The organism is Burkholderia sp. 9779_493, assembly GCF_015712215.1.
GTDB lineage: Bacteria > Pseudomonadota > Gammaproteobacteria > Burkholderiales > Burkholderiaceae > Burkholderia > Burkholderia cenocepacia.
This window is the reverse complement of record NZ_JACCQA010000009.1, coordinates 1-24,430: the sequence shown is the minus strand read 5'-3', so window position 1 is coordinate 24,430 and position 24,430 is coordinate 1. Positions and strand designations below refer to the sequence as shown.

The 24,430-nt window shown below is 71.0% G+C and carries 23 protein-coding genes and 1 pseudogene; 14 read left to right on the top strand and 10 right to left on the bottom strand.

Going from position 1 to position 24,430, the window contains the following annotated elements; genetic code table 11:
- Positions 1-75: 75 nt before the first annotated feature.
- Both H0X95_RS11260 and H0X95_RS11255 read right to left on the bottom strand, forming a co-directional pair.
- Positions 76-1,698: a phospholipase D family protein gene (locus H0X95_RS11260; RefSeq protein ID WP_059720726.1), complete on the bottom strand. Its 1,623-nt coding sequence runs from the start codon at positions 1,696-1,698 to the stop codon at positions 76-78.
- A 202-nt stretch (positions 1,699-1,900) separates the two neighbouring features.
- Positions 1,901-2,617: a FadR/GntR family transcriptional regulator gene (locus tag H0X95_RS11255; RefSeq protein ID WP_012492411.1), complete on the bottom strand. Its 717-nt coding sequence runs from the start codon at positions 2,615-2,617 to the stop codon at positions 1,901-1,903.
- A 128-nt stretch (positions 2,618-2,745) separates the two neighbouring features.
- On the opposite strand from H0X95_RS11255, the gene H0X95_RS11250 reads away from it, so the two are divergent.
- Genes H0X95_RS11250 through H0X95_RS11235 form a run of 4 tightly spaced genes read left to right on the top strand, consistent with a single transcriptional unit; the run spans position 2,746 to position 7,456 of the window.
- On the top strand, positions 2,746-3,543 hold the full coding sequence (locus H0X95_RS11250) for a (Fe-S)-binding protein (protein WP_059720727.1): 798 nt from the start codon (positions 2,746-2,748) through the stop codon (positions 3,541-3,543).
- Complete coding sequence (locus H0X95_RS11245; RefSeq protein WP_006491603.1) at positions 3,540-4,265, top strand: LutC/YkgG family protein; 726 nt, start codon at positions 3,540-3,542, stop codon at positions 4,263-4,265. The genes H0X95_RS11250 and H0X95_RS11245 overlap by 4 nt, the downstream gene beginning before the upstream one ends.
- Positions 4,262-5,707: a LutB/LldF family L-lactate oxidation iron-sulfur protein gene (locus H0X95_RS11240; protein ID WP_196446047.1), complete on the top strand. Its 1,446-nt coding sequence runs from the start codon at positions 4,262-4,264 to the stop codon at positions 5,705-5,707. The genes H0X95_RS11245 and H0X95_RS11240 overlap by 4 nt, the downstream gene beginning before the upstream one ends.
- A 48-nt stretch (positions 5,708-5,755) precedes the next feature.
- Positions 5,756-7,456, top strand: coding sequence for a lactate permease LctP family transporter (locus H0X95_RS11235; protein WP_006488730.1), 1,701 nt, complete (start codon positions 5,756-5,758; stop codon positions 7,454-7,456).
- Positions 7,457-7,567: 111 nt separating this feature from the next.
- Here the strand turns inward: H0X95_RS11235 and H0X95_RS11230 are convergent, their stop codons facing one another.
- From H0X95_RS11230 to H0X95_RS11210, 5 genes are all read right to left on the bottom strand, one after another.
- Positions 7,568-8,329 (bottom strand): M48 family metalloprotease, encoded by a 762-nt coding sequence (locus H0X95_RS11230; RefSeq protein WP_006477817.1) that lies wholly within the window; start codon positions 8,327-8,329, stop codon positions 7,568-7,570.
- A gap of 202 nt (positions 8,330-8,531) precedes the next feature.
- Positions 8,532-9,314, bottom strand: a complete 783-nt coding sequence (locus H0X95_RS11225; protein WP_059720728.1) for a glycosyltransferase family 2 protein — start codon at positions 9,312-9,314, stop codon at positions 8,532-8,534.
- Positions 9,315-9,439: 125 nt separating this feature from the next.
- The gene (locus H0X95_RS11220) at positions 9,440-10,744 is read right to left on the bottom strand and encodes a chorismate transformation enzyme, FkbO/Hyg5 family (protein WP_059720729.1); all 1,305 of its coding nucleotides are present in this window, start codon (positions 10,742-10,744) and stop codon (positions 9,440-9,442) included.
- Between the two features lie 37 nt (positions 10,745-10,781).
- Complete coding sequence (gene fabG, locus H0X95_RS11215; protein WP_006497407.1) at positions 10,782-11,498, bottom strand: 3-oxoacyl-ACP reductase FabG; 717 nt, start codon at positions 11,496-11,498, stop codon at positions 10,782-10,784.
- 69 nt (positions 11,499-11,567) lie between these two features.
- Positions 11,568-11,852: a phosphopantetheine-binding protein gene (locus H0X95_RS11210; RefSeq protein WP_006490634.1), complete on the bottom strand. Its 285-nt coding sequence runs from the start codon at positions 11,850-11,852 to the stop codon at positions 11,568-11,570.
- Between the two features lie 545 nt (positions 11,853-12,397).
- Between H0X95_RS11210 and H0X95_RS11205 the strand changes: the two genes are divergently transcribed.
- From H0X95_RS11205 to H0X95_RS11160, 10 genes are all read left to right on the top strand, one after another.
- Positions 12,398-13,051 (top strand): hypothetical protein, encoded by a 654-nt coding sequence (locus H0X95_RS11205; protein WP_059720730.1) that lies wholly within the window; start codon positions 12,398-12,400, stop codon positions 13,049-13,051.
- A gap of 59 nt (positions 13,052-13,110) precedes the next feature.
- Positions 13,111-14,868 (top strand): acyl-CoA synthetase family protein, encoded by a 1,758-nt coding sequence (locus H0X95_RS11200; protein ID WP_059720731.1) that lies wholly within the window; start codon positions 13,111-13,113, stop codon positions 14,866-14,868.
- Positions 14,865-15,848, top strand: a complete 984-nt coding sequence (locus tag H0X95_RS11195; RefSeq protein ID WP_006490863.1) for an LpxL/LpxP family acyltransferase — start codon at positions 14,865-14,867, stop codon at positions 15,846-15,848. Before H0X95_RS11200 ends, H0X95_RS11195 begins: the two co-directional genes overlap by 4 nt.
- Positions 15,845-16,489, top strand: a complete 645-nt coding sequence (locus H0X95_RS11190) for an outer membrane lipoprotein carrier protein LolA (protein ID WP_034201364.1) — start codon at positions 15,845-15,847, stop codon at positions 16,487-16,489. Before H0X95_RS11195 ends, H0X95_RS11190 begins: the two co-directional genes overlap by 4 nt.
- Entirely contained in the window at positions 16,489-18,957 is a 2,469-nt protein-coding gene (locus H0X95_RS11185) for an MMPL family transporter (RefSeq protein WP_059720732.1), read from the top strand. Before H0X95_RS11190 ends, H0X95_RS11185 begins: the two co-directional genes overlap by 1 nt.
- Positions 18,954-19,847, top strand: coding sequence for a polysaccharide deacetylase family protein (locus tag H0X95_RS11180; protein WP_006497413.1), 894 nt, complete (start codon positions 18,954-18,956; stop codon positions 19,845-19,847). The genes H0X95_RS11185 and H0X95_RS11180 overlap by 4 nt, the downstream gene beginning before the upstream one ends.
- Before the next feature lie 63 nt (positions 19,848-19,910).
- Positions 19,911-21,134 carry a beta-ketoacyl-[acyl-carrier-protein] synthase family protein gene (locus H0X95_RS11175; RefSeq protein WP_006497414.1) on the top strand — a complete coding sequence of 408 codons (1,224 nt, stop codon included), beginning with the start codon at positions 19,911-19,913 and terminating at the stop codon, positions 21,132-21,134.
- Between the two features lie 8 nt (positions 21,135-21,142).
- Positions 21,143-21,961: a beta-ketoacyl synthase chain length factor gene (locus H0X95_RS11170; protein WP_046337479.1), complete on the top strand. Its 819-nt coding sequence runs from the start codon at positions 21,143-21,145 to the stop codon at positions 21,959-21,961.
- Entirely contained in the window at positions 21,958-22,461 is a 504-nt protein-coding gene (locus H0X95_RS11165) for a hotdog family protein (RefSeq protein WP_006481514.1), read from the top strand. The genes H0X95_RS11170 and H0X95_RS11165 overlap by 4 nt, the downstream gene beginning before the upstream one ends.
- Positions 22,458-22,787, top strand: a complete 330-nt coding sequence (locus H0X95_RS11160) for a hypothetical protein (RefSeq protein WP_012492404.1) — start codon at positions 22,458-22,460, stop codon at positions 22,785-22,787. The genes H0X95_RS11165 and H0X95_RS11160 overlap by 4 nt, the downstream gene beginning before the upstream one ends.
- A 101-nt stretch (positions 22,788-22,888) precedes the next feature.
- Here the strand turns inward: H0X95_RS11160 and H0X95_RS11155 are convergent, their stop codons facing one another.
- The 3 genes and pseudogenes from H0X95_RS11155 to H0X95_RS11145 form a co-directional block, all read right to left on the bottom strand.
- Positions 22,889-23,095: a hypothetical protein gene (locus tag H0X95_RS11155; RefSeq protein ID WP_006481510.1), complete on the bottom strand. Its 207-nt coding sequence runs from the start codon at positions 23,093-23,095 to the stop codon at positions 22,889-22,891.
- A 105-nt stretch (positions 23,096-23,200) separates the two neighbouring features.
- Positions 23,201-23,944, bottom strand: coding sequence for an acetoacetyl-CoA reductase (phbB, locus tag H0X95_RS11150; protein ID WP_012492403.1), 744 nt, complete (start codon positions 23,942-23,944; stop codon positions 23,201-23,203).
- Between the two features lie 220 nt (positions 23,945-24,164).
- Positions 24,165-24,430 (bottom strand): annotated as a pseudogene (locus H0X95_RS11145) (acetyl-CoA C-acetyltransferase); the annotation flags it as partial.

Here is a 24,430-nt window from a genome sequence, read left to right as displayed (position 1 = left end):
TATCGTTGCGCGCACAACCATATCACCTTTCCCCGCGCACCGGTATCGCGGGTTTTGCCGGAGCCGTTCCCGCCCTTACAACTGGTCGTCGACCGGCAGCAGCGTGAAGATGCCCGTCATCACGTTGCGCAGCAGCCCCGCATGCGGGTCGACGTGATAGGTGGTGGGCTGGCCGCCGTCGGTGCCCGTCCATTCGAGCGCGGGCGGGCTGCCGTCGGTCCGCTTCGCGAGCGTGACGCGGTAGCTTTCGTCCGGCTGCGTCACGCGCGCGAAGATCGCCGCGGCCTGCTGCGCGAGCACCGGGCTGTGGATCACGAGCGCGAGCTCGGTGTTCAGGTACGCGGAACGCGGGTCGAGGTTCAGCGAGCCGATCACGAGGATTTGCCGGTCGATCACGTACGCCTTCGCATGCAGGCTCGCGCGCGAGCGCGAACCGAACAGCCGCGCGGGCTGCTGGTCCGGCTGCGACTTGAATTCGTACAGCTCGACGCCGCGCTGCAGCAACGGCACGCGATACGGCGCATAGCCGGCCTGCACCGCGACCGCGTCGGTCGCCGCGAGCGAATTCGTGACGATCGCGACGCGCACGCCGCGCGCGGTCGTGTCGCCGAGGATCTTCACGCCGGCGTCGTGCGGCACGAAGTACGGCGAGAACGCGAGGAATTCCTTCTGCGCGCCGCGCGTCAGCTCGGCCAGGCGCTGCATCGGCGGGCTCACGTAGGTGCCGGTCGGCCGCGCGACCTTGTCCGGCGCATCGACCTCGAATTCGGCCGGCGCCCACACGAGCTCGAGTTCGTCGCGCGCGATCTGCCGGGCGAGCGGCGTCGCGTTCAGCGGTTTCGCGTTGTACGGATCGGCGTTCTTGCGCCAGTGGTTGCGCAGCTCGTCGCGCATCGCGTCGAGATCCTTCGGATCGAACGTCTGATGATTGAGCACGCGCAACGGATAGCTGCTCGCGCTCGCCCAGTAGTCGTCGAAGCTCTTCGAGATGTCGTTCGTCACCGGGCCGGCCGCGAGCACGTCGAGATCGCGGAACTGCAGCGTCGGGCTCGCGCTGAAGTATTCGTCGCCGAGATTGCGGCCGCCGACGATCGCGATCTGGTTGTCGGCGATCATCGCCTTGTTGTGCATCCGGCGCGTGAAGCTGTCGATCCGCGTGAAGAAGTTGGTCGTGCGCTCGACCATGCCGCGCTGCGACGCGCCGAACGGGTTGAACACGCGGATCTCGATGTTCCGGTGCGTATTCAGCGCGGCCATCACGCGGTCGATATCGTCGAAGTTCAGGTCGTCGACCAGCATCCGCACGCGTACGCCGCGATCGGCCGCGTACAGCGCGGCGCCGAGCAGCAGCTTGCCGGTCGTATCCTCGGTCGCGATGTAGTACTGCATGTCGAGCGTCTTCGTCGCCGCTCGCGCGAGCGCGATGCGCATCTGCAACGCGATGGCGCCGTCGGCGAGCAGCCGGAAGCCCGACTGCCCCGGATGCGCGGCTTCCGGCGCGGCCAGCGCATCGCGCAGCGGCGTCGCGGTATCGGCGGACAACGCGTGGGAGACCGGGCGATCGAGCGAGGTGGCGGGCGGATGCGTCGCGCACGCGGCGAGCGGCAGCAGCGCGCAGACGACCAGCGCGCGGGCCTGGCGGCAGGCGGCGCGCCACGACAGCGCGACCGGTGCGCGCCGGATCAAGGACGTGAGCACGGAAGCTTCCTCGACAGTCGGATCAATGGGCACGTCATCGCCGCGGCGCGCGGCTGACAAGCGGTTCCGGTCGATTCTAGTAGGCGCCCGACGAACCGGTCAATCGCGCGGGCCGCGCAGCCGCACCGCGCGCCGGGCAGGGTGGCGCGCGATGCGCGACCGGCCGCCGCGCGGGCTGCCGCCGTCACTGGTCCGACCAATCTCACGACGTATCGCCGCTGCGTTCGAAATGGCTGCGCACATAGTCGATATGCGTCTGCATCGCGGTGCGCGCCTCCTCGGGCCGCTGCGCGCAGATCGCCTCGCACACGACCCGGTGCTGCAGCAAGAGCAACTCGGATGCCTGCTCGTCCTCCATCGTCATCCCGGCCACGTTGATCGAAATGTGCTCGCGCAACATTCCGATCACGCTCGTATGCAGGTGCAGGAACATCGTGTTGTGCGACGCGAGCGCGATCGCCTCGTGCAGCTTCGCGTCGGTCGCGGCCTCGACGGCCGCGTCGTCGTTCGCGTGCGCGGTTTCGAGCTCGCGCAGCAGCGCGCGGATCCGGCGCCGGTCGTTCGCATCGGCCCGCAGCGCGGCGAAATAGGCGGTCGCCCCTTCCAGCACGCGGCGGAATTCGAGGATGTCGTCGCGCAGCGCCGGATGGTCGGCGACCAGCTGGCCCCACGGCGACGCGATGCCGGCGCGCAACTGGTCCGTCGCGTAGACGCCCGCGCCGCGCCGGCTCTGCAGCAGCCCGCGCGCGACGAGCCGCTGGGTCGCCTCGCGCACCGTATTGCGCGCGACGCCGTACTGCTGCGCGAGCACGCGCTCGGCCGGCAGCCGCGCGCCGGCCGGCCACGTGCCGTCGAGCAGCGCCGTCTCGATCTTGCGCATCACCACTTCGGTCCGGCCCCGTGCCGTCATCGCTGCCATCGTCGCGTCTCCCCGCGGAATGCGTGCCGCGCCGATTGGCCCAACCAATTTGAGCTACGGCGCGGACGCGGGAATTATGCAGCGAAATCGACGCTCCGCATGCCGGGCCGTCGCCTCTGGAGCGAGACATGAACCCAAGGCCGTACCCCACCGCCCCCGCGCACGTCTATCTGTTCGCGACCTGCCTGGTCGACCTGTTCGTCCCCGAAGCGGGACTCGACGCGGTCCGCCTGCTGGAACGCGAGGGCCTGACGGTCCACTATCCACGCGGCCAGAGCTGCTGCGGGCAACCGGCCTACAGCAGCGGCAACCCCGACGAAGCGCGCCGCGTCGCGGCCGCGCAGCTCGACCTGTTCGCGCAACCGTGGCCGGTGATCGTGCCGTCCGGCTCGTGCGCGGGCATGATCCGGCACCACTGGCCGGCGCTGTTCGCCGACGATCCCGTTCACGGCCCGAAGGCGCGCGCGATCGCGGAGCGGACCTACGAACTCGCCGAATTCCTCGTCCACGTGCTCGACGTACGGCTCGACGCGATCGCGGCCGGCGCCGGGCCCGACGAACGCGTCGTGCTGCACACGTCGTGCGCGGCGCGGCGCGAGATGGGCACGCGCGTGCACGGCGTCGCGCTCGTCGACGCGCTGCCGGGTGTGACGCGCATCGAACACGAACGCGAATCCGAATGCTGCGGCTTCGGCGGCACGTTCTCGCTGAAGCATCCGGACATCTCCGGCGCGATGGTGCGCGACAAGGTCGCGTCGGCCTGCGCGACCGGCTGCGACCGGCTCGTGTCCGCCGACTGCGGCTGCCTGCTGAACATCGGCCACGCCGCGGCCAAGGCCGGCGCGCCGCTGCCGGTCGAACATCTCGCGAGCTTCCTGTGGCGCCGCACGGCCGGCGCCGGCTCGCTGCGCGGAGAGTCGCAATGAGCGCGCGCAACGCGATCCTCGCGCGGCTGCGCGCGGCCGCCCCGGATGTCGCAACGAACGCGGCCGCTGCACTCGACGCGCGCATCGACACACACTACGCGGCACGGCGTACGCGGGTCGCGCCCGATCCTCTGGCGCTCGCGCAGACGATGCAGACCGCGCTCGCCGCCTCGCACGCGGACGTCTGGTGCGCGAGCGCCGACGCATGGCCCGCGCAGCTGGCCGCGCGGCTCGCCGACGCCGGCGTGCGCCGCCTGCTGCTCGACCCGGTCCGCGCCGAATCCGCGGCCCTCGCCCGCGCGCTGCCCGAGACGGTCGCACCCGTACCGTTCGACCGGCCGATCGACGCATGGAAGGCCGAACTGTTCGACACGATCGACGCCGGCTTCACCGTCGCGCGCTCGGGCATCGCGGCCACCGGCACCGTCGTGCTCGCGCCCGATGCCGGCACGCCGCGCACGGTGTCGCTAGTGCCGCCGCTGCACATCGCGCTCGTTCACGCGAACACGCTGCACGCGGACCTGCACGCCGCCGTGCACGCGGAGCGCTGGCAAGCCGGCATGCCGACCAATCTCGTGCTGGTATCGGGCCCGTCGAAGACGTCCGACATCCAGCAGACGCTCGCCTATGGCGCACACGGCCCGCGCCGCCTGTGGGTCGTGATCGTCACCGATTCGGCCGCGCCGCCGGCCGCCCCCGCCTGCGAGGACCTGCCGCGATGAGCAACCACCCGCTGCAATTCGTCGCCCCCGGCGACTTCAAGACCCGTGCGCGCGCCGCGCTCGACGATCCGGCGCTGCGCCAGAGCTTTCGCGGCGCGATGGACTTCCTGCAGGGCAAGCGTGCGACGCAGTTCCCCGACGACACCGAGCTGCAACGGTTGCGCGATCTCGGCGAAGCCGTGCGGCAGCATGCGCTCGCGCAACTGCCCGTGCTGCTCGAACGGCTGGAGACGAAGCTCACCGAAGCCGGCGTGCACGTGCACTGGGCCGAGACCGCCGCCGACGCGAACGCGATCGTGCTCGGCATCGCGCAGGCAAAGAAGGCGCGCCGCGTGATCAAGGGCAAGTCGATGGCGAGCGAGGAAATCGAGCTGAACCATTACCTCGCGGAGCACAGCGTCGACTGCATCGAATCCGACATGGGCGAATTCATCGTGCAGCTCGCGGGCGAAAAGCCGTCGCATATCGTGATGCCGGCGATCCACAAGACCCGCGGCGACATCGCCGAACTGTTCGCGGCGCACCTGCCCGGCACGCGCTACACGGAAGACGTCGACGAACTGATCCAGACCGGCCGGCGCGCGCTGCGCCGTGCGTTCGCCGAGGCCGACATCGGCCTGTCGGGCGTGAACTTCGCGGCCGCCGACACGGGCACGCTGTGGCTCGTCGAGAACGAAGGCAACGGCCGCCTGTCGACGACGGTGCCCGACACGCACGTGGCGATCATGGGAATCGAGAAGGTCGTCGAGAAGCTCGAGCACATCGTGCCGCTGTCGAGCCTGCTCACGCGCTCGGCCACCGGCCAGGCGATCACGACCTACTTCAACCTGATCTCCGGCCCGCGCCGCGACGGCGAACGCGACGGCCCGCGCGAGCTGCATCTCGTGCTGCTCGACAACGGCCGCACGCAGGCGTACGCAGACGAACAACTGCGCGCGACGCTGCAGTGCATCCGCTGCGGCGCGTGCATGAATCACTGCCCCGTCTATACGCGCATCGGCGGCCACGCGTACGGCACGACCTACCCGGGCCCGATCGGCAAGATCATCTCGCCACACCTGCTCGGCCTCGACGCGACGGCCGACCTGCCGACCGCGTCGACGCTGTGCGGCGCCTGCGGCGAGGTGTGCCCGGTGCGGATCCCGATCCCGCAACTGCTCGTGCGGCTGCGCACCGAAGCGAACCGCAAGCCCGACGAGCCGGTCGCGCATCCGTTGCGCGGCCAGGGCGCGAACTACCACCGCGCGGAAGAACTCGTGTGGCGCTTCTGGTCGGGTGCGTTCGCGCATCCGCGTGCGTACCGCGCCTTCCGCTGGACCGCGACGCGCCTGCGCGCGCTGACGCCCGCGAAACAGATGGGCTGGACGCAGCACCGCACGCCGCTCGCACCGGCGCCGCGCAGCCTGTCCGACCTGCTGCGCGCACGCGGCCAGCCCGAATAGCACCCGCTTTCAAACCCGTACCCCGATAAATCCATGGAGGAGACACCCATGCAGGTTTGGCACCAGATCTACACCCCGCTCGGCAGCCTCGGGCTGTCGGCGTTCGTCGCCGCGATTCCGATCATCTTCTTTTTCGTCGCGCTGGCCGCGCTGCGGATGAAGGGCCACGTCGCGGCCGCGATCACGCTGCTGCTGTCGCTCGGCGTCGCGATTCTCGCGTACGGGATGCCCGTGCCGCAGGCGCTCGCGGCCGCCGGCTTCGGCTTCGCGTACGGCCTGTGGCCGATCGCGTGGATCATCGTCGCGGCCGTGTTCCTGTACAAGATCGTCGTGAAGACCGGCCAGTTCGACATCATCCGCGCGTCCGTGCTGTCGATCACCGACGACCAGCGCCTGCAAATGCTGCTGATCGGCTTCTCGTTCGGCGCGTTCCTCGAAGGCGCGGCCGGCTTCGGCGCGCCCGTCGCGATCACCGCCGCGCTGCTCGTCGGCCTCGGCTTCAAGCCGCTGCACGCGGCCGGGCTGTGCCTGATCGCGAACACCGCGCCGGTCGCGTTCGGCGCGATGGGCATCCCGATCATCGTCGCCGGGCAGGTGACGGGCATCGATGCGTTCCACATCGGCGCGATGGCCGGCCGCCAGTTGCCGCTGCTGTCGCTCGCGGTGCCGTTCTGGCTCGTGTTCATGATGGACGGGCTGCGCGGCGTGCGGCAGACCTGGCCGGCCGCGCTCGTGGCGGGCGGCAGCTTCGCGGTGACGCAGTACTTCACGTCGAACCACATCGGGCCCGAGCTGCCGGACATCACGTCGTCGCTCGTCAGCCTCGTCGCGCTCGCCGCGTTCCTGAAGGTCTGGCAGCCGAGCCGCGCGAAGCAGACGGCGGGCGGCATCGTCGCGTCCGGCGGCGGTGCGGCGCTCGCGGGGTTCGGTACAGGCGGCAACGGCTCCGGCACGAGCCGCCAGCCGTCGCCGTACACGCTCGCGCAGACCGTGCGCGCGTGGTCGCCGTTCCTGATCCTGACGGCCGTCGTCACCGTGTGGAGCATCGCACCGTTCAAGGCGCTGTTCGCCGCGCACGGCGCGCTCGCGTCGACCGTGCTGAAATTTCACGTGGCCGGGCTCGACCAGCTCGTCGTGAAGACCGCGCCGATCGCCGCGACGCCGAAGGCGCTCGACGCGGTGCTGAAGATCGATCTCGTGTCGGCGGTCGGCAGCGCGATTCTCGTGACCGCGCTGATCTCGATGGCGCTGTTGCGGATGAAGCCGCGCGACGCCTGCGTCACGTTCGGCGAGACGCTGAAGGAACTGACGCGCCCGATCCTGTCGATCGGCCTCGTGCTCGCGTTCGCGTTCGTCGCGAACTACTCGGGGATGTCGTCGACGCTCGCGCTGATGCTGGCCGGGACCGGCGCCGCGTTCCCGTTCTTCTCGCCGTTCCTCGGCTGGCTCGGCGTGTTCCTGACCGGCTCGGACACGTCGTCGAACGCGCTGTTCTGCTCGCTGCAGCAGGCCACCGCCCATCAGCTCGGCGTGCCGGAGACGCTCGCGGTCGCCGCGAACACGACGGGCGGCGTGACCGCGAAGATGATCTCGCCGCAATCGATCGCGGTCGCGTGCGCGGCGACGGGCCTCGTCGGCAAGGAATCCGAGCTGTTCCGCTTCACGGTGCGGCACAGCCTGCTGTTCGCGGTGATCGTCGGGCTGATCACGCTCGTGCAGGCGTACGTGCTGCCGGGGATGGTGCCGTAAGCGGCGCGCAGGCACGGCCCAAAACAAAACCCCACGCCCGAACCACGAGCGTGGGGTTTTTCATGTCGCTTGCCGATCGCCGGCGCGAACGGCCGGCGCTCCGCCGCGCGATCAGCTGCCCTTCGCGATGCGATCCTGGATGTGCTGCGCGCGGCTCGCCGACGACGGGTGCGAGCTCATCATCGAGCTCTGGCCGCCGTCCATCTGCGCGAGCTTCTGGAAGCCGGTGACGAGGCCCTTCTGGCTCATGCCCTTCTGCTTCATCAGGTCGAACGAGTAGTCGTCGGCCGCGCTTTCCTGCGACTGCGAGAACTGCGCGTTGATGAACTTCTCGGTGATGTCGCCGAGCTGCGAGCTCGACAGTGCCGCCACGCCCGGCGAGGCCGCGCCGGCCGCGCTGCGCGCCGCGCTCACCGCGTATGCGGTCTGCATCGCCTTCTTCGAGTGGCCGAGTGCGACGTGGCCCATTTCATGGCCGATCACGCCGCGCAGCTCGTCGTCGTTCATCATGTCCATCAGGCCGCTGTACACGCGCACGCAGCCGTTGCCCATCGCCCACGCGTTGACGTCCTTGGTCAGGTAGACCTTGTAGTTGATCTTCTGGCCGTTCAGCGTCATGTCGCCGAAGCCCTTCATCACCTTCGTCAGGCGCTTCGCGTAGGCGCTGTTCGCCGGCGCGATCTTCGATTCGGCGTCGCTCGACTTGCACGATTCGTTCGACAGCGCGGCGATGTCGCTGTCCGACAGCGTCGCTGCCTTGTACAGGTTGGTCCCCGCCGACGTCAGGCTGTTCGCGTCAAGGCTCTGTACCCCGCCGCATGCGCTCAACAGAAACGCCACGCCACACGCCGCCACCGCTTTCTTGAGTTGCATCCCGGAATCCCTCGATAGTTGTATTTGGGAGCGGCGATTTTGCATAATCCGGCAGAAAATTACCAGATGTTTACATCGGATGACACGTTCATTACTCGGTGGATTGACATGACGCGGCGATCCGGCACCGGATTGGCGACGAAAAGCAGGGTAATCGCCGCACGCGGGGCGGCGACCGCGAAGGAAACGGCCGGCTCTTCGCTCAGGCCGTCTGGTCGTGCCGCCGCGTCAGACGCCGGGCGACCAGCATCGGCAGCCGCATCGCGAAGCCGGCGAACAGGCGCAGGTGCATCCACGCGAGCAGCGCGTTGTCGCGGCCGTAGTGAAAGTGCGACACGCCGCCTTCGTCCCGGCCGAAATAGCGCACCGGCGCGTCGATGCGGATCGGCCGCACGCCGGCCCAGCACAGCCGCACGGCGGCTTCGGGATCGAAGTCGAAGCCGCGCATCCACGGCTGGCGCCGCATGATCGCCGCCAGCGGCGCGACCGGATACACGCGAAAACCGTACAGCGAATCGCCGATCCCGGCCCACAGCGTCTCGAGGTCGGCCCACGCGTTCGACAGCCGGCGCCCCTGCACGCGCAACTGCGGCGCGCTCGCGTCGAACTTCGGCACGCCGAGCACCATCGCATCGGGCGCGGCCTGCGATGCCGCCATGAAGGCGGGAATCAGGTCGGCCGGATGCTGGCCGTCGGAATCCATCGTCAGCACGTGCGTGAAGCCGCTCGCGGCCGCCGCGTCGAGCCCCGCGAGCACCGCGGCGCCCTTGCCGCGATTCTCCGGCAGCACGATCACGCGCAAGCCGGGATCGCGCTCGGCCATCGCCTGCAGCCGTTCGGCGCTGCCGTCGGTGCTGCCGTCGACGACGACCCACACCGGGTTCCACTGCGCGCGCGCATGGCGCACGGTCGTGTCGACCTTGGCGCCCGGGTTGTAGCTCGGAATCAGGACGAGATGAGTGGGCGACGCGTGCAGCTTGAACATGGAAACAGCCGATGACGAAGACGGGGATCCTGACAAAAGTGTATGACCGGCCGACGAACGCCGGCACGCTTCGTCGACCCCGGCCGCCTGCCCGACCGGTGGCCGGATCGTGAGGCTCTCGCGCTTCATGACAGCCACTCCATCGCATGACCGGCGCTGGCCTCGATCTCGACCAGCAGGTCGTCGCGGCACACGTCCGCATGCACGAACAGCGGCCGCACGTGAGGACCGGCGGCCTCGCGCAGCACGCGGCCGATCGCGGCCAGCGCCGCGGGGTCGCCTGCATCGCGCACGTAGACGCGATAGCCGAGGTCCGCGAGCGAGAACGGGCCGTGCCCCTGCCGCGCGGCCTGCTCGAGCACCGCCGCGAGGTTCGCGACCGTCTCGCGCGTCTGCGCGACGACGTCGCCGCGATGCACGGTGCGGTGCCCGACGATGCTCGCGGTGCCCGAGACGAACAGCACCGGCGTCGCGTCGCCGTCGGCCCACGCGGCGGCGCGCGCGAACGTCGGCGCGCGCGGGCCGTACTGCGCCGGATAGTGATAGGCGCTCACCTGGCGCGGATTCTCGATGGAATCGGCCGGCGTGCGGCTCGCGAGGAAATGGATCGCGAGCGGCGCGGCCGGCGACGCATCGCCGGCGACCGGCACGACCGAGCCGAGCGCGCACGCGGCCGGCACGCCGCCCGTCAGTGCGCGGCGGCACGCGTCGAACGCCTGCTGACGGCCGATATTGAACTGACGATAGCGCTCGATCCCGAACTGCACCGCATTGATTGCCGGCACGGTGTTCCAGATCCGCAGCGGATGCGGGATGCCCAGCGTATCGAGCAGCTCGAACAGCGCGCGGTACGCGTCGAACGTCGCGCGTTCGAGCGGCGTGCCGCCGTCGCGCGGCGCGTCGTCCGCCGCGTCCGTCTCGTGCACGACGAGGCTGCCGAACACGAGCCCCGCCGCTTCGCTGTAGCGGTAGTGCAGCGCACCGCGCCGCTCGCTGCGCAGGTCGTGCGCATCGCATTGCCACACTTCGCAGACCGCATCGTCCGGTGCGACGTCGGCGCCGAGCAGCGCCATCTGTACCGGTGCGACCGGCAGGCCGGGCGCGGCATCGGTCAGCATCCGCGCCATGGCGGCCGCGCGCGATGCGTCCGGTGTTCCCGCCGCGCCGATGCACACCGCGCCCAGCGCGCCGGGAAACACGCGATCGAATCCGTCAGCCCGGCCGCGCGCATCGTGCAGCAGCGCGACGAGCCTCGCATGGCTCGCCTGGACGAGCCGCAGCGCGCGGCCGCCGCCGTGCGCGAACGGCGCGGCCGCAGGCGCGGCGGCGGGCAACATCGGACACGGACGCCGTTCGGCGTCGACTGGATGCACGGACACTTCGATTTCCTCACGATGCGGCACGGGCCGCGCGATCACGCGGCCCTGCACCGCGTTGCGTTACGTCAGGCCCACGCGGCGCGCTTCGTCATGCGAGCCCGCCGTTGACGGACAACACCTGCCCCGTCACATAGGCCGCGGCGTCGGACACGAGATACGCGACCATCGCCGCGACTTCGTCGGGCCGGCCCGCGCGCTGCGCGGGCACGAGCTGCTTGATGCGTTCGGCGGGAAACGCCTGTTCGGCCATCGGCGACGCGATGATGCCCGGCGCCACCGCGTTCACGGTGATGCCGCGCGACGCGAGCTCCAGCGACAGCGACTTCGTCGCGCCGATCAGCCCCGCCTTCGCGGCCGCGTAGTTGGCCTGCCCGCGATTGCCCGTCACGCCGGCCACCGATGCGATGTTGACGATCCGTCCGCGCCGCGTGCGGATCATCGGCAGCAGCAACGGCTGCGTGACGTTGAAAAAGCCGTTGAGCGTCACGTCGATCACGCTGTGCCATTGCCGGCGCGACATGCCGGCCATCGGCGCGTCGTCGTGGATGCCCGCGTTGTTGACGAGGATCTGCACCGGCGCATCGTCGATGAACGGCTGCAGCGCGGCGAGCGTCGCGTCGGCGTCGGTCACGTCGAACGCGATCGCGTGCGCGGCGCCGCCGGCCGCGACGATCTGCTGCGCGACCGCCTCCGCCTGCGCGAGATGGCGGTTCGCATGCACCCACACTTCATGGCCGGCCTGCGCGAGCGCCGTGCAGATCGCCTGCCCCAGCACACCGCTGCCGCCCGTCACGAGCGCCCGCATCGCCTTGCTCCGTTCATCGCGTTTTCCCCTCGATCGATGCCGTCGCGCATCGTCCGCCGAGCGACGCCGTCACTTCGTGCGATGCGCGGCGACGTAGGCAGCCAGCGCACCGAGCGTCGCAAAGATCGTCTGGTTGTCCGGATTGTCCGAGCGCAGTTCGAAGCCGTATTTCTTCGAGATCAGCAGCGCGATTTCCAGGATGTCGATGGAGTCGAGCCCGAAACCTTCGCCATACAGCGGGGTGTCGGCCGTCACTGTTTCGAGCGGGACGTCTTCGAGATTCAGTTCGCCGATGATCAGCGTGGCGAGCTCTTGTTCCAGTGCGTTCATCATGCGTGCGGGCAGGCGGCCCATGGCAGCGGGAGGCGCCCGGAAACGGCAACCGTCGTGCACGCCCGGCGCGTGCAAATCTCCGTCCCTCCGGCGTCTGCCGGCTTCCCCGCCTGCGTCATGTGGGGATCGTTTGTAAAAGTTACGCGGATTCTAGACGATGGGTATCGGGTCGTATACCGCGAATGGTTACAGACTCGCTAGCCGGCGCCGCGGCCCGTTGCGCACGGGAATGGACGAGACGCTTGAGCCGCTTTGGATGGAAATGGACCGACCCCGCGAAACCGTTCGTCCGGTGCCATACAATCGGTTACAAAACCCGGTCGCGGGCGGCCCGAAGCCGCCCCGCCGCGGCCCTAAAATGTGCGTGCCCGACCATCGGCCCGGACTCGCGTCCCGGCCGCCATTCATATGATGTTTGACGGCCCGACCCCGCGTCCGGCCACGATCCGCCCGATGTTTCCAGTGATGCCGCGTCCGCCCTTGCGCCCCGTTCCGGTTCGCCCGCCCGTCAGCCGCTGCAGCCCGGCCGCCGGCCGGTGCGCGCGCCGTGCGCCCGGAGGCCGTCGATGAGCCGGCTGCTGCCCGTCGTGCGCGGCGTCGCAGCGGTCGGCGCCGTGGCCGCGTACCAGGTTGGCGCGCACTACGCGAGCGCGACACCGGGCGCGCACGGCGTCGGCCTCGCGATGGCGCTCGTGCCGCCGCTGCTGCTCGCGCTCGGCGTGGCGCTGCGCTCGCCGCGGCGCGCGTGGCTCGTGCCGGCATGGCTGCTGGCCGCCGCCGCGTTGTGGACCGCGCGCGCGCCGCTCGCGCAGCACTTCGAATGGGGCCTGTATCTGGAGCACGCGAGCTTCAACGTCGCGATGGCGCTGCTGTTCGGCCGCACGCTCGTGGCCGGCGACGTGCCGCTGTGCACCCGCTTCGCCGCGATGATCCACGGCACCGTCACGCCGGCCGTCGCGCGCTACACGCGCCGGATCACGCTCGCGTGGACGCTGTTCTTCGTCGCGACCGCCGCCGTGTCGACGCTGCTGTTCGCGACCGCGCCGATCGTCACGTGGTCGACCTTCGCGAACTACCTGTCGCTGCCGCTCGTCGCCGTGATGTTCGCCGCCGAGCATGCGTGCCGGCGTGTCGCGCTGCCGCACGAGCCGCGGCCGCGAATGGTCGACGCGGTGCGCGCGTATCGCGCGTCGACCCACGCATCGCAGGCCTCGCGATGAATTCATGACCGGCGCGGCTCCATGGCCGCGCCGGCCTTCGTTCCCGTCTTGACCGATTTATGCCGACTCACCCGCTGGTATTCCATTCCTCGCCCGACCGGACGATCGCCTGGCGCGACGGCTCGCCCGTCACCGTGCGCGCGTTCGTCGCCGACGTCGCGCGCGTGGCCGCCGCGCTGCCCGCCGGCGGCCATGTGTTCAACGTGTGCCGCGACCGCTATCGCTTCGCGGTCAGCCTGTGCGCGGCGCTCGTCGCCGGCAAGATCAGCCTGCTGCCGTCGACGCACACGCCGGAAATGGTCCGCCAGCTCGCGTCGTTCGCGCCCGATGCGTTCTGCCTGCACGATGCGCCCGACTGCGCGATCGACCTGCCGCGCTTCGCGTATCCCGACGCCGCGCCGGGCAAACCGGCGGCCGATGCGCCGTTCGCCGTCCCGCAAATCGACGCGGCGCGGATCATGGCCTACGTGTTCACGTCCGGCTCGACCGGCGCGCCGGTGCCGCACCGCAAGACCTGGGGCTTCCTGGTCGGCTGCGTGCGCGCGGCGGCCGAGCGGCTCGGGCTGCTCGACGGCCGTGCGGCGACGCTGATCGGCACAGTGCCCGCGCAACACATGTACGGTTTCGAGTCGACGGTGCTGCTCGCGCTGATCGGCGGCCTCGCGTTCAGCAACCGCCAGCCGTTCTACCCGAGCGACATTCGCGACGAACTCGACGCGCTCCCGCAGCCGCGTGTGCTCGTCACGTCGCCGATCCACCTGCGCGCGCTGCTGTCCGCCGGCCATGCGCTGCCGCGCGCGGCGCTGGTGCTGTCGGCCACCGCGCCGCTGTCGGAAAAGCTCGCGCGCGAAGCCGAGGCCGCGCTCGACGCGCCGCTCGTCGAGATCTACGGCAGCACCGAGACCGGTCAGATCGCGACCCGTCGCACGTCGCAAGGCGCGGCGTGGGAACGGTTCCCGGACATCCGGCTCGATGCCCGCGACGCACCGGACGGCGACGACAGCGGGCCGACCGTGTGGGTATCGGGCGGGCACGTCGAGGCGCCCGTGCCGATGGGCGATGCGCTCGAACTGCTCGGCGACGGCCGGTTCCTGCTGCACGGCCGCAAGGCCGACCTCGTCAACATCGCCGGCAAGCGCACGTCGCTCGCGTACCTGAACCATCAGCTCAACGCGATCGCGGAGGTGGTCGACGGCGTGTTCTTCATGCCGGACGAAGCCGCGCCGGCGCACGGCGACACCGCCCTCGAGCCGGTCACGCGGCTCGTCGCGCTGGTCGTCGCGCCGACGCTCTCGGCCGCCGATCTGCAACGCGCGCTGCGCGAGCGGATCGATCCGGCGTTCATGCCGCGCCCACTCGTGTTCGTCGATGCGCTGCCGCGCAACGAAACGGGCAAGCTGCCGCGCGACGTGCTGGCGGCGCTCGTGGCGCAACATGCGCGTGCCACGGGCGCGACGCCCACGCCGCCGGCCGGGCGCGACCCGGCCCGCACGCCCTCGTCCGCGCTCGCGTTCACGATTGCCGCCGATCACCCCGCGCTGCCCGGCCACTTCCCCGGCCATCCGGTCGTGCCGGGCGTCGTGCTGCTCGATCACGCGATCCACATGATCGGCGCGGCGATGAACCGTCCGCTGCATGCGTGGCGGCTCGGGTCCGCGAAATTCCTGAGCCCGGTCGCGCCCGGCGAACCGCTCGATCTCGCGTACGACGCGGCGGCCAGCGGCGCGATCCGTTTCACGGTGCGCACCGGGTCGCGCGAGGTCGCGACCGGCGTGCTGTCCGCACCACCGTCCGTGCAGGATGGCGCGCAGCCATGAAGCGCACCGCATGGGCCGAACGCCAGGAGCGCAGCAACGCGGGCTTGCTGCGCGTGATGACGTGGATCTCGCTGCGCTTCGGCCGGCCGCGCGCGCGTATCGTGCTGCACCTGATCGCGACGTATTTCGTGCTGTTCTCGCCGGCCGCGTGCGCGGCGTCGCGCGACTACCTGCGCCGCGTGCTCGGGCGCCCCGCGCGCTGGCGCGACGTCTATCGGCACGTGTTCACGTTCGCGGCGACGATCCACGATCGCGTGTACCTGATGAACGGGCGCTTCGACCTGTTCGACATCCGGCTGCACGGCGAAACGCTCGTCGACGATGCGCTCGCGGGCGGACGTGGCGCGTTCCTGATGGGCGCGCATCTCGGCAGCTTCGAAGTCGTGCGCGCGATCGGCCGCACGCATCCGGACCTGCGCGTGGTCGTCACGATGTACGAGAAGAACGCGCGCAAGATCAACGCGACGCTCGCGGCGGTGAACCCGGCCGCGCAGCCGGAGGTGATTCCGCTCGGCCAGGTCGACTCGATGCTGAAGGTACGCGAGCGCCTCGACGCGAACTGCATGGTCGGCATGCTCGCCGACCGCACGCTGCTCGACGACGCGGCCGCGTCGCTGCGGCGCGTGCCGCTGCTCGGCGCGCCGGCCGCGTTCCCGCTCGGGCCGCTTTACATGGCCGCGATGCTGAAGCGCCCGGTGATCTTCATGACGGGCCTCTATCGCGACGGCAACCGCTACGATGTGCACTTCGAGACGCTCGCCGATTTCTCCGACGTGCGGCGCGATGCGCGCGCGGCGGCGGTCGACGCGGCGCTCGCGCGCTACGTCGCGCTGCTCGACCGGTACTGCCGCGCGGCGCCGTACAACTGGTTCAACTATTTCGATTTCTGGCAAGGCGGCGATGCCACGGCCGCAACCGCGCGCCGCGAGGCGGCGCACGCCGGCGCCGACCTGACCACCACGAGGGATTCCGACGCATGACCGCCGTTCGCCGCTGCCTGCTCCCGTTTTCGTCGCCCCGCATCGCCGGTGTTATCCGCGTGGTCGCCGCCACCGCCGCCGCGATCGCGCTGGCCGTGCCCGCGCACGCGGCCGATACCGGAACGGCCTGGACCCTCGACCGGCTGATGTCGACGCTCGCGCAGCACAAGTCGGGCCGCGCGACCTTCACCGAGACGAAGACCCTGTCGATCGCCACGCAGCCGATCGAATCGTCGGGCGAACTGGTGTTCGTCGCGCCGGATCATCTGGAAAAGCACACGCTGCGCCCGACGCCCGAACACCTCGTCGTCGACGGCGACATGCTCACCGTCGAGCGCAACAACCGCAAATACACGCTCGCGCTCGCGCGCTATCCGGAACTCGGCGCGTTCATCGACAGCATCCGCGCGACGCTCGCCGGCAACCGCTTCGCGCTCGAACAGGTGTACAAGGTCGCCCTTGCCGGACGCGGCGACGACTGGACGCTGACGCTCACGCCGCTCGACTCGCGGATGCTGAAGGTCGTCAGCACGATCACGCTCGACGGCACGCGTGACGTGTTGCGCAGCGTCGCGATCCGGCAGGCCGACGGCGATCGTTCGGTGATGCGCCTGCAACCCGTCGCGGCGCACGCGAACTGATGGACGATCGTACGCGCCCCTCGCCCGTCACGCGTCGCCCACCCGCGTGGCGGCAGCGCGCGGTGCTCGTGTGGCTGCTCGCGCTCGTCGCGTGCGGCGTCGCGATCGGGCGCGCGCAGTTCACCGCCGACCTGTCAGCGTTCCTGCCGAATGCGCCGAGCGCCGGGCAGCGCGTGCTCGTCGACCAGTTGCGCGACGGCATCGTGTCGCGCCTGATCCTCGTCGCGATCGATGGCGGCGATGCCGGCACGCGCGCCGCGCTGTCGCGGCGCGTCGCCGGCACGCTGCGCACCGATCCGCGGTTCGCGGCCGTGCACAACGGCGAAGCCGCGAACGACGCGCGCGACCGGCAATTCGTCTTCGCTCATCGCTACCTGCTGAGCCCGGCCGTCACGCCGCAGCGCTTCAGCGCCGACGGCCTGCACCAGGCGCTCGGCGACAGCCTCGACCTGCTGAGTTCGTCGGCCGGCCTCGTCGCGAAGGCGATGCTGCCGCGCGACCCGACCGGCGAAGTCGCCGCGCTTGTCGACGGGCTCGACAGCGCGGCCGAACCGGCGAGCCGCGACGGCGTGTGGGCATCGCGCGACGGCACGCGCGCGGTGCTGGTCGTGCAGACGGCCGCCGCCGGCTCCGATACCGATGCGCAGGCCCGCGCGATCGACGCGGTGCGCCGCGCGTTCGCGGCCGCGACGCAGGCCGTACCGAATGCGGCCGGCACCACGCTCGCGATGACCGGCCCCGGCGTGTTCTCGGTCGACACGCGCGACACGATCCGGCACGACGTCGAGCGGCTGTCGACGGCGAGCGTCGTGCTGATCGTCGCGCTGCTGCTCACGCTGTACCGGTCGCCGCGCACGCTCGCGCTCGGCCTGCTGCCGGTGCTGACGGGCGTCGCGGCCGGGATCGCGGCGGTCAGCGTCGCGTTCGGCACGGTCCACGGGCTGACGCTCGGGTTCGGTACGACGCTGATCGGCGAAGCCGTCGACTATTCGATCTACCTGTTCGTGCAATCGGCGCAGGCCGGTACGCGCGGCACGGCACGCCCGGCCGACGCGAAGCGCGCGTGGGTCGCCGCGTACTGGCCGACGATCCGGCTCGGCGTGCTGACGTCGGTGTGCGGGTTCGCGTCGATGCTGTTCTCCGGCTTCCCGGGCCTCGTGCAGCTCGGGCTGTATTCGATCGTCGGCCTGACGGCCGCCGCGCTCGTCACGCGCTTCGTGCTGCCGCACCTGCGCGGCGAGCATGTCGCGATCCGCGACGTCTCGCGCGTCGGCGCCGTGCTCGCGCGCGCGGCCGACGCCGCGCCGCGGCTGCGCTGGCCGCTCGCGGTGCTCGTGGTCGCCGCCTGCGCGACGCTCGCGCTGCATCGCGACGGCCTGTGGAGCCGCGAGCTCGCCGCGCTCAGCCCCGTACCGGCACCGGCGCAGGCGCTCGACGCCCGGCTGCGCGCCGACGTCGGCGCGCCCGACGTGCGCTACCTCGTCGTGATTACCGCGCCGACCGAACAGGCCGCACTCGAAGGCGCGGAAAAAGTGGCCGCGCAATTGCAGCCGCTCGTCGAGCGCGGCACGCTCGGCGGTTTCGACAATCCGGCCCGCTACCTGCCGAGCGACGCCGCGCAGCGCGCCCGCCAGGCGAGCCTGCCGGATGCGAACACGCTTGCCGCGCGGATGCGCGATGCCGTCGCGCACCAGCCGATCGCGGTGAAGCCCGACCTGTTCGCGCCGTTCCTCACCGACGTCGACGCCGCGCGTCACGCGCCGCTGCTGACACGCGCGGACCTGCACGGCACGTCGATGGCGCTCGCCGTCGACGCGCTGCTGACCGAACGCGACGACCGCTGGAGCGCGATGCTGCCGCTGCGTGCGCCGGACGCCGCACGCACCGCGCAACCGGCGTCGAGCCTCGATGCGACACCGATTCGCGCCGCCGTCGCGCGCGCGGGCGTGCCCGATGCGCTGTTCGTCGACATGAAGGCCGAAGCCGATCGCCTGTACGTGAGCTACGTGCACGAGGACATCCGGCTGTCGCTCGCGGGGTTCGCCGCGATCGCCGTGCTGCTGCTGATCGCGCTGCGATCGCCGCGCCGCGCCGCGCGCGCCCTTGCGCCACTCGTCGCGGCCGTGCTGGTCGTGACGGCCGGCTTCGCGCTCGCCGGCGTGCAACTGACGATCCTGCACCTGGTCGGGATGCTGCTGATCGTCGCGGTCGGCTCGAACTACGCGCTGTTCTTCTGCCGGCGCGCGGATGCGCAGCCCGTCACGCCGTACACGCTGGTATCGCTGCTGATCGCGAACCTCGCGACGGTCGCCGGCTTCGGGCTGCTCGCGCTGTCGCGCGTGCCGCTGCTCGAAACCTTCGGGCTGACCGTCGGCCCCGGCGCGATGCTCGCGCTCGCGTTCGCGGCGATTCTCGCGCCGCGCGCCGCGGCGACGATCGGTCATGGTGAACGTGGAGGCCGCGCATGAACGCGTCGTCGTCCATGCCGCCGCGCCACGCCGGCGACGCACGCCGCTGGAAGCCGACGCCGCTGATCGCGGGCGCCGCCGCACTGCACGCGGGCGCGGCCGCCGCCGTGGTCGCGCAACCGGCCACGTGGCCGTGGGCCGTCGGTGGCGCGGTCGCATCGCATCTCGCGCTGACCGCGGCGGGCCTGTGGCCGCGCAGCACGCTGCTCGGCCCGAACTGGACGCGCCTGCCGGCCGGCGCGGGCCGCCGCATCGCGCTGACGATCGACGACGGCCCGGACCCGGACGTCACACCGCGCGTGCTCGACCTGCTCGACCGTTACGACGCGCGTGCGACGTTCTTCTGCATCGGCGATCTCGCGCGCCGCCATCCGCGGTGGATCGAGGCGATCGTCGCGCGTGGTCACGCGGTGGAGAACCACAGCCAGCGGCACCGCCATACGTTCTCGCTGTCGGGGCCGGCCGCACTGCGGCGCGAGATCGCGGCCGCGCAGCAGACGCTGACCGACATCGCCGGCACGCGCCCGCTGTTCTTCCGCGCACCGGCGGGCCTGCGCAATCCGTTTCTCGAACCGGTGCTGTGCGAATTCGGGCTGCAACTGGCGAGCTGGACGCGGCGCGGCTTCGACACGCGGGCGCGCGACGCCGCGACCGTCACGCGCCGCCTGCTGCACGGCCTCGAGGCGCGCGACATCCTGCTGGTCCACGACGGTCATGCCGCACGCGATGCGCGCGGCGAACCGGTCGTGCTCGACGTGCTGCACGCGGTGCTGCGCGCGGCCGCCGACGCGCAGTTGCACTGGACCACGTTGCGCGCGGCGCTCGCGCCTGAACCGCCCGAACCGCCCGGCCAGCCGCGCGTGCCGGCACCCCCGTTTGATAAAATCTGACCGCGAACGGCGCGCCTGCCAGCTCTGCTGCGGCGCCCGTTCCGGCCACCGGATGCGACCCTCGTGAACCCTCTCCTGCTCTCGCACTTCACCGCCACCAGCTGCATCGGCCGCGGCCTCGACGCGACCCTCGATGCGCTGCGCCGCGCCCGCGGCGGGCTCGTGCCGTGCAACTTCGAGCGCGCGGATCTCGACACGTGGATCGGCGCGGTGGACGGCGTCGATGCGCACCCCGTGCGCGCCGATCTCGCCGACTTCGAATGCCGCAACAACCGCCTCGCGCAACTCGGCCTGACGCAGGACGGCTTCGACGCCCGCGTCGCGGCGGCCGCTGCGCGCTACGGCGCCGCACGCATCGGCGTGTTCGTCGGCACGAGCACGGCCGGCATCCTCGAAACCGAACGCGCGTACCAGCGCCGCGATCCGGCGAGCGGCGCGCTGCCGGCCGATTTCCGCTATGCGCACACGCACAACCCGTATTCGCCGGCCGCGTTCGTGCGCGCGTATTTCGCGCTGCGCGGGCCGGCGATGGCGATCTCGTCCGCGTGTTCGTCCGGCGCGAAGGCGTTCGGCTCCGCGCGCCGCATGATCGAGGCCGGGCTGATCGACGCGGCCGTCGTCGGCGGCGTCGATTCGCTGTGCCTGACGACGCTGTACGGCTTCAATTCGCTCGAACTGCTGTCGCGCCGGCCATGCCGGCCGTTCGACACGGCACGCGACGGCATCTCGATCGGCGAGGCCGCCGCGTTCGCGCTCGTCGAACGTGTGCCCGACCCGCCCGCTGCGCTCGACGACGACGCGATCCTGCTGCTCGGCATCGGCGAATCGAGCGATGCGCATCACATGTCGTCGCCGCATCCGGAAGGGCTCGGCGCGCGCGCCGCGATCGAGCAGGCGCTCGCATCCGCCGGCCTCGGCGCGCACGATATCGACTACGTGAACCTGCACGGCACCGCGACCCCGAGCAACGATGCAGCGGAAAGCCGCGCGCTCGGCGCGCTGTTCGCCCGCACGCCGTGCAGCTCGACGAAGGGCGCGACCGGCCACACGCTGGGCGCGGCCGGTGCGCTGGAGGCGATCGTCGCCGCGCTCGCGCTGCAGGAGCAGTTCGTGCCGGCCGGCGTCAACACGACGCAGCCCGACCCGGCGCTCGTCGCCGACTACGTGCTCGCGAGCCGCGACACGCGCGTGCGCGCCGTCCTCTCCAATTCGTTCGGCTTCGGCGGCACGAATTGCAGCCTGATCCTCGGCCGCGCCCGGCACGTGGCCGGTCGCGCCCGCCGTTGAGGCCCGCCATGACACTCACCGCGTTCATCGAGAGCATCGGCCTCGTCGGGCCGGGATTGACCGACTGGCCGCACGCGGCCGACGTGCTCGCGGGCCGCGCGCCCTACGCGGCCGCCCGCACCGAACTGCCGCCGCCCGCCGGGCTGCCGTCCGCCGAGCGGCGTCGCACGGGCCCCGTCGTGCGCGCCGCGCTCGCGGTCGGCCACGCGGCGGTGGCCGCGAGCGGCCGCGACGCCGCGACGCTCGCGACCGTGTTCAGCGCATCCGGCGGCGACGGCCAGAACTGCCACGCGATCTGCGAAACGCTGGCCGGCGACGATCGCCAGCTGTCGCCGACCCGCTTCCACAACTCGGTGCACAACGCCCCGGCCGGCTACTGGAGCATCGCGACCCGCGCGATGGCGACGTCGAACGTGCTGTGCGCGCACGACGGCAGCTTTGCCGCCGGCCTGCTCGAAAGCCTGTGCCAGGTCGTCGTCGATCGCGTGCCGAGCCTGCTGATCGCGTACGACACCGACTATCCGGAACCGCTGCGTGCGGTGCGGCCGATCGGCGACGCGTTCGGCGTCGCGCTCGTGTTCGCGCCGGAAGCGAGCGAACGCACGCTCGCCCGCATCGACGTGCAGCTCACCGATGCGCCCGCCACGACGCTCGCGCATGCCGAGCTCGACGCACTGCGCGCCGGCAATCCGGCCGCCCGCGTGCTGCCGCTGCTTGACGCGCTCGCCACGCGGCAATCGACGCGCGTCGTGCTCGACTACCTGGCCGATACGCGCGTGCAGGTCGACGTCGCGATGCCCGACTCTTTCGCGGAGCGCGCGCGATGACCACGACGGTCGTATTGACCGCGCCGCTCGACCACGCGTGGATTGCCGCGCACATTCCGCACGCCGGCACGATGTGCGTGCTCGATTCGGTCGATGCGTGGGATGCCGAACGAATTCGCTGCACCGCGACGAGCCACCGCGATCCGCACAACCCGCTGCGCGCGCACGGGCGGCTCGCGTCGGTCTGCGGCATCGAGTACGCGGCGCAGGCGATGGCCGTACACGGCGCGCTGCTCGGTGCGCATGAGGCGCGCCCGCGCGCCGGCTATCTCGCGAGCGTGCGCAACGTCGACGCGTTCGTCGACCGGCTCGACACCTTCGAGCAGCCGCTCACCGTCGACGCGGAACGCATGAGCGGCGACGGCCGCTCGGTGCTGTACGGCTTCGCGCTGCGCTGCGGCGAGCGCGTGCTGCTGTCCGGCCGCGCGGCGGTGATGCTCGACGCATCGGCCGCCGGCGCGTTTCAACCGGCGCCCGCCGGCAACACGAATCCTCGATGAAGAGGCTTACCTCAAGGAAACCGGTCGTGAAAGTTCGTCAGTTCATTGGCGCCGCGCTCGTTCTGGCGCTGCTCGGCCCGCTCGCCCACGCGGACATGTCGGAAGTGAAGCAGGACATCAAGCGCGATTCGAAGGAAGCCGCGCACAAGACCGGCGACGCGGCGCGCAGCTTCGGCCATGCGACCGCGAGCGCCGCGAAGGCGGTCGGGCACGGCGTCGCGCATGCGTCGCGCGAAGGCTGGGAAGCCACCAAGCGCACGACGAAGCGGATCTTCCACAAGAACGACTCGGGCGAGTCGGCCGGAAAGAGCGAAAGGAACGACTGATCGCGCATCCCGCGCGCGTGGCCGACGGCATGCGCGCGGGGCATGACCGCCCATCGATCGCCGATCGAGCGTTCACCGATCGCGACGCGTCGGCGCCGCGCTCAGCGTGCACCGCGCATGCGGCGCAACGACCGCGCCGGCCTGCGCGCGAAGCACTTGCCGTACGCGACGAGCCAGCAATCGCGATGATCGAAATTCCGCAGCAGCCGCGCGCGGCGCCGCTCGAGCCAGTAGAGCGCGATCGCCATCGTCAGCGCGACGGCCAGTGCCGAGCCGCCGATCACGAGTCCCATCCAGGTGTCGCCCATGCGTTCTCCGGAATGCGAGGCCGAAGCGGCGCGCCTGCCGCTTCGGCACGGAATGGTGCGGAACGCGGCCCGCCCGGGCGCGAACGCCGTGCGGGCCGCCGCGCGTCAGTGCATGTGCTGACCGCCGTTGATCGCGATGTTGGAGCCCGTCACGAAGCCGGCCTCCTCCGAGCACAGATAGGCCACCAGCGCCGCGACTTCCTCGGGCTTGCCGAGCCGGCCCGCCGGAATCTGCGGGAGGATCTTCGTGTCGAGGATGTCCTGCGGGATCGCGGTAACCATCTTCGTCGCGAGATAGCCGGGCGACACCGTGTTCACCGTCACGCCCTTGCGCGCGATCTCCAGCGCGAGCGATTTCGTGAAGCCGTGCATGCCGGCCTTCGCGGCCGCATAGTTGGTCTGGCCGACCGACCCCTTCGAGCCGTTCACCGACGAGATGTTGACGATGCGGCCCCAGCCGCGCTCGACCATGCCGTCGCAGACCGGCTTAGTCATGTTGAACACGGAGTCGAGGTTGGTGCGGATCACCGCATCCCAGTTGACCTTGTCGAGCTTGCGCAGCGTCATGTCGCGCGTGATGCCCGCATTGTTCACGAGAATGTCGACCGGGCCGACGTCCCGCACGATCTTCTCGATGCATTGCTGGCATGAATCGTGATCGGCCACGTCCACCGGATACGCATGGAATTCGCGGCCGGCCGCATGCATCTCGGTCAGCCAGCGGTCCGCGCCGGTGTTGTTCGGCGAATACGTGACGACTACCCGATGACCCGCGTCGTTCAACCTGATGCTGACCGCTTCGCCGAGGCCGCCCATCCCACCCGTCACAACTGCAATTCGCTTAGTCATACTATGAATTACCGACAAAAAAGTAATCGATGAAAGGCGGGGCGACGGCATCGGACATGCCGCCGCCCCACCGCTTCGATGCGCAGCCCCCGCCCGCTTCGCGGACGCGTCGCGCATCGGCACCGCGCTTTGTTGTTGACTGCCTGTGTTGCGCGAAAACCGCCCGGCTCGCCCGCAGCGCCGACCCGCGCCGCAAGCGAACCGTGTCGTCGGCTGCTGCTCAGTCGCGCTCGACCGCGAGCGCGACGCCCATCCCGCCGCCGATGCACAGCGACGCCAGCCCGCGCTTCGCGTCGCGCTTGACCATCTCGTGCAGCAGCGTCACCAGGATCCGGCAGCCCGACGCACCGATCGGGTGGCCGATCGCGATCGCCCCGCCGTTCACGTTCACCTTCGACGTGTCCCAGCCCATCTGCTTGTGCACCGCCAGCGCCTGCGCCGCGAACGCCTCGTTGATTTCCATCAGGTCCAGGTCGCCCGGCGTCC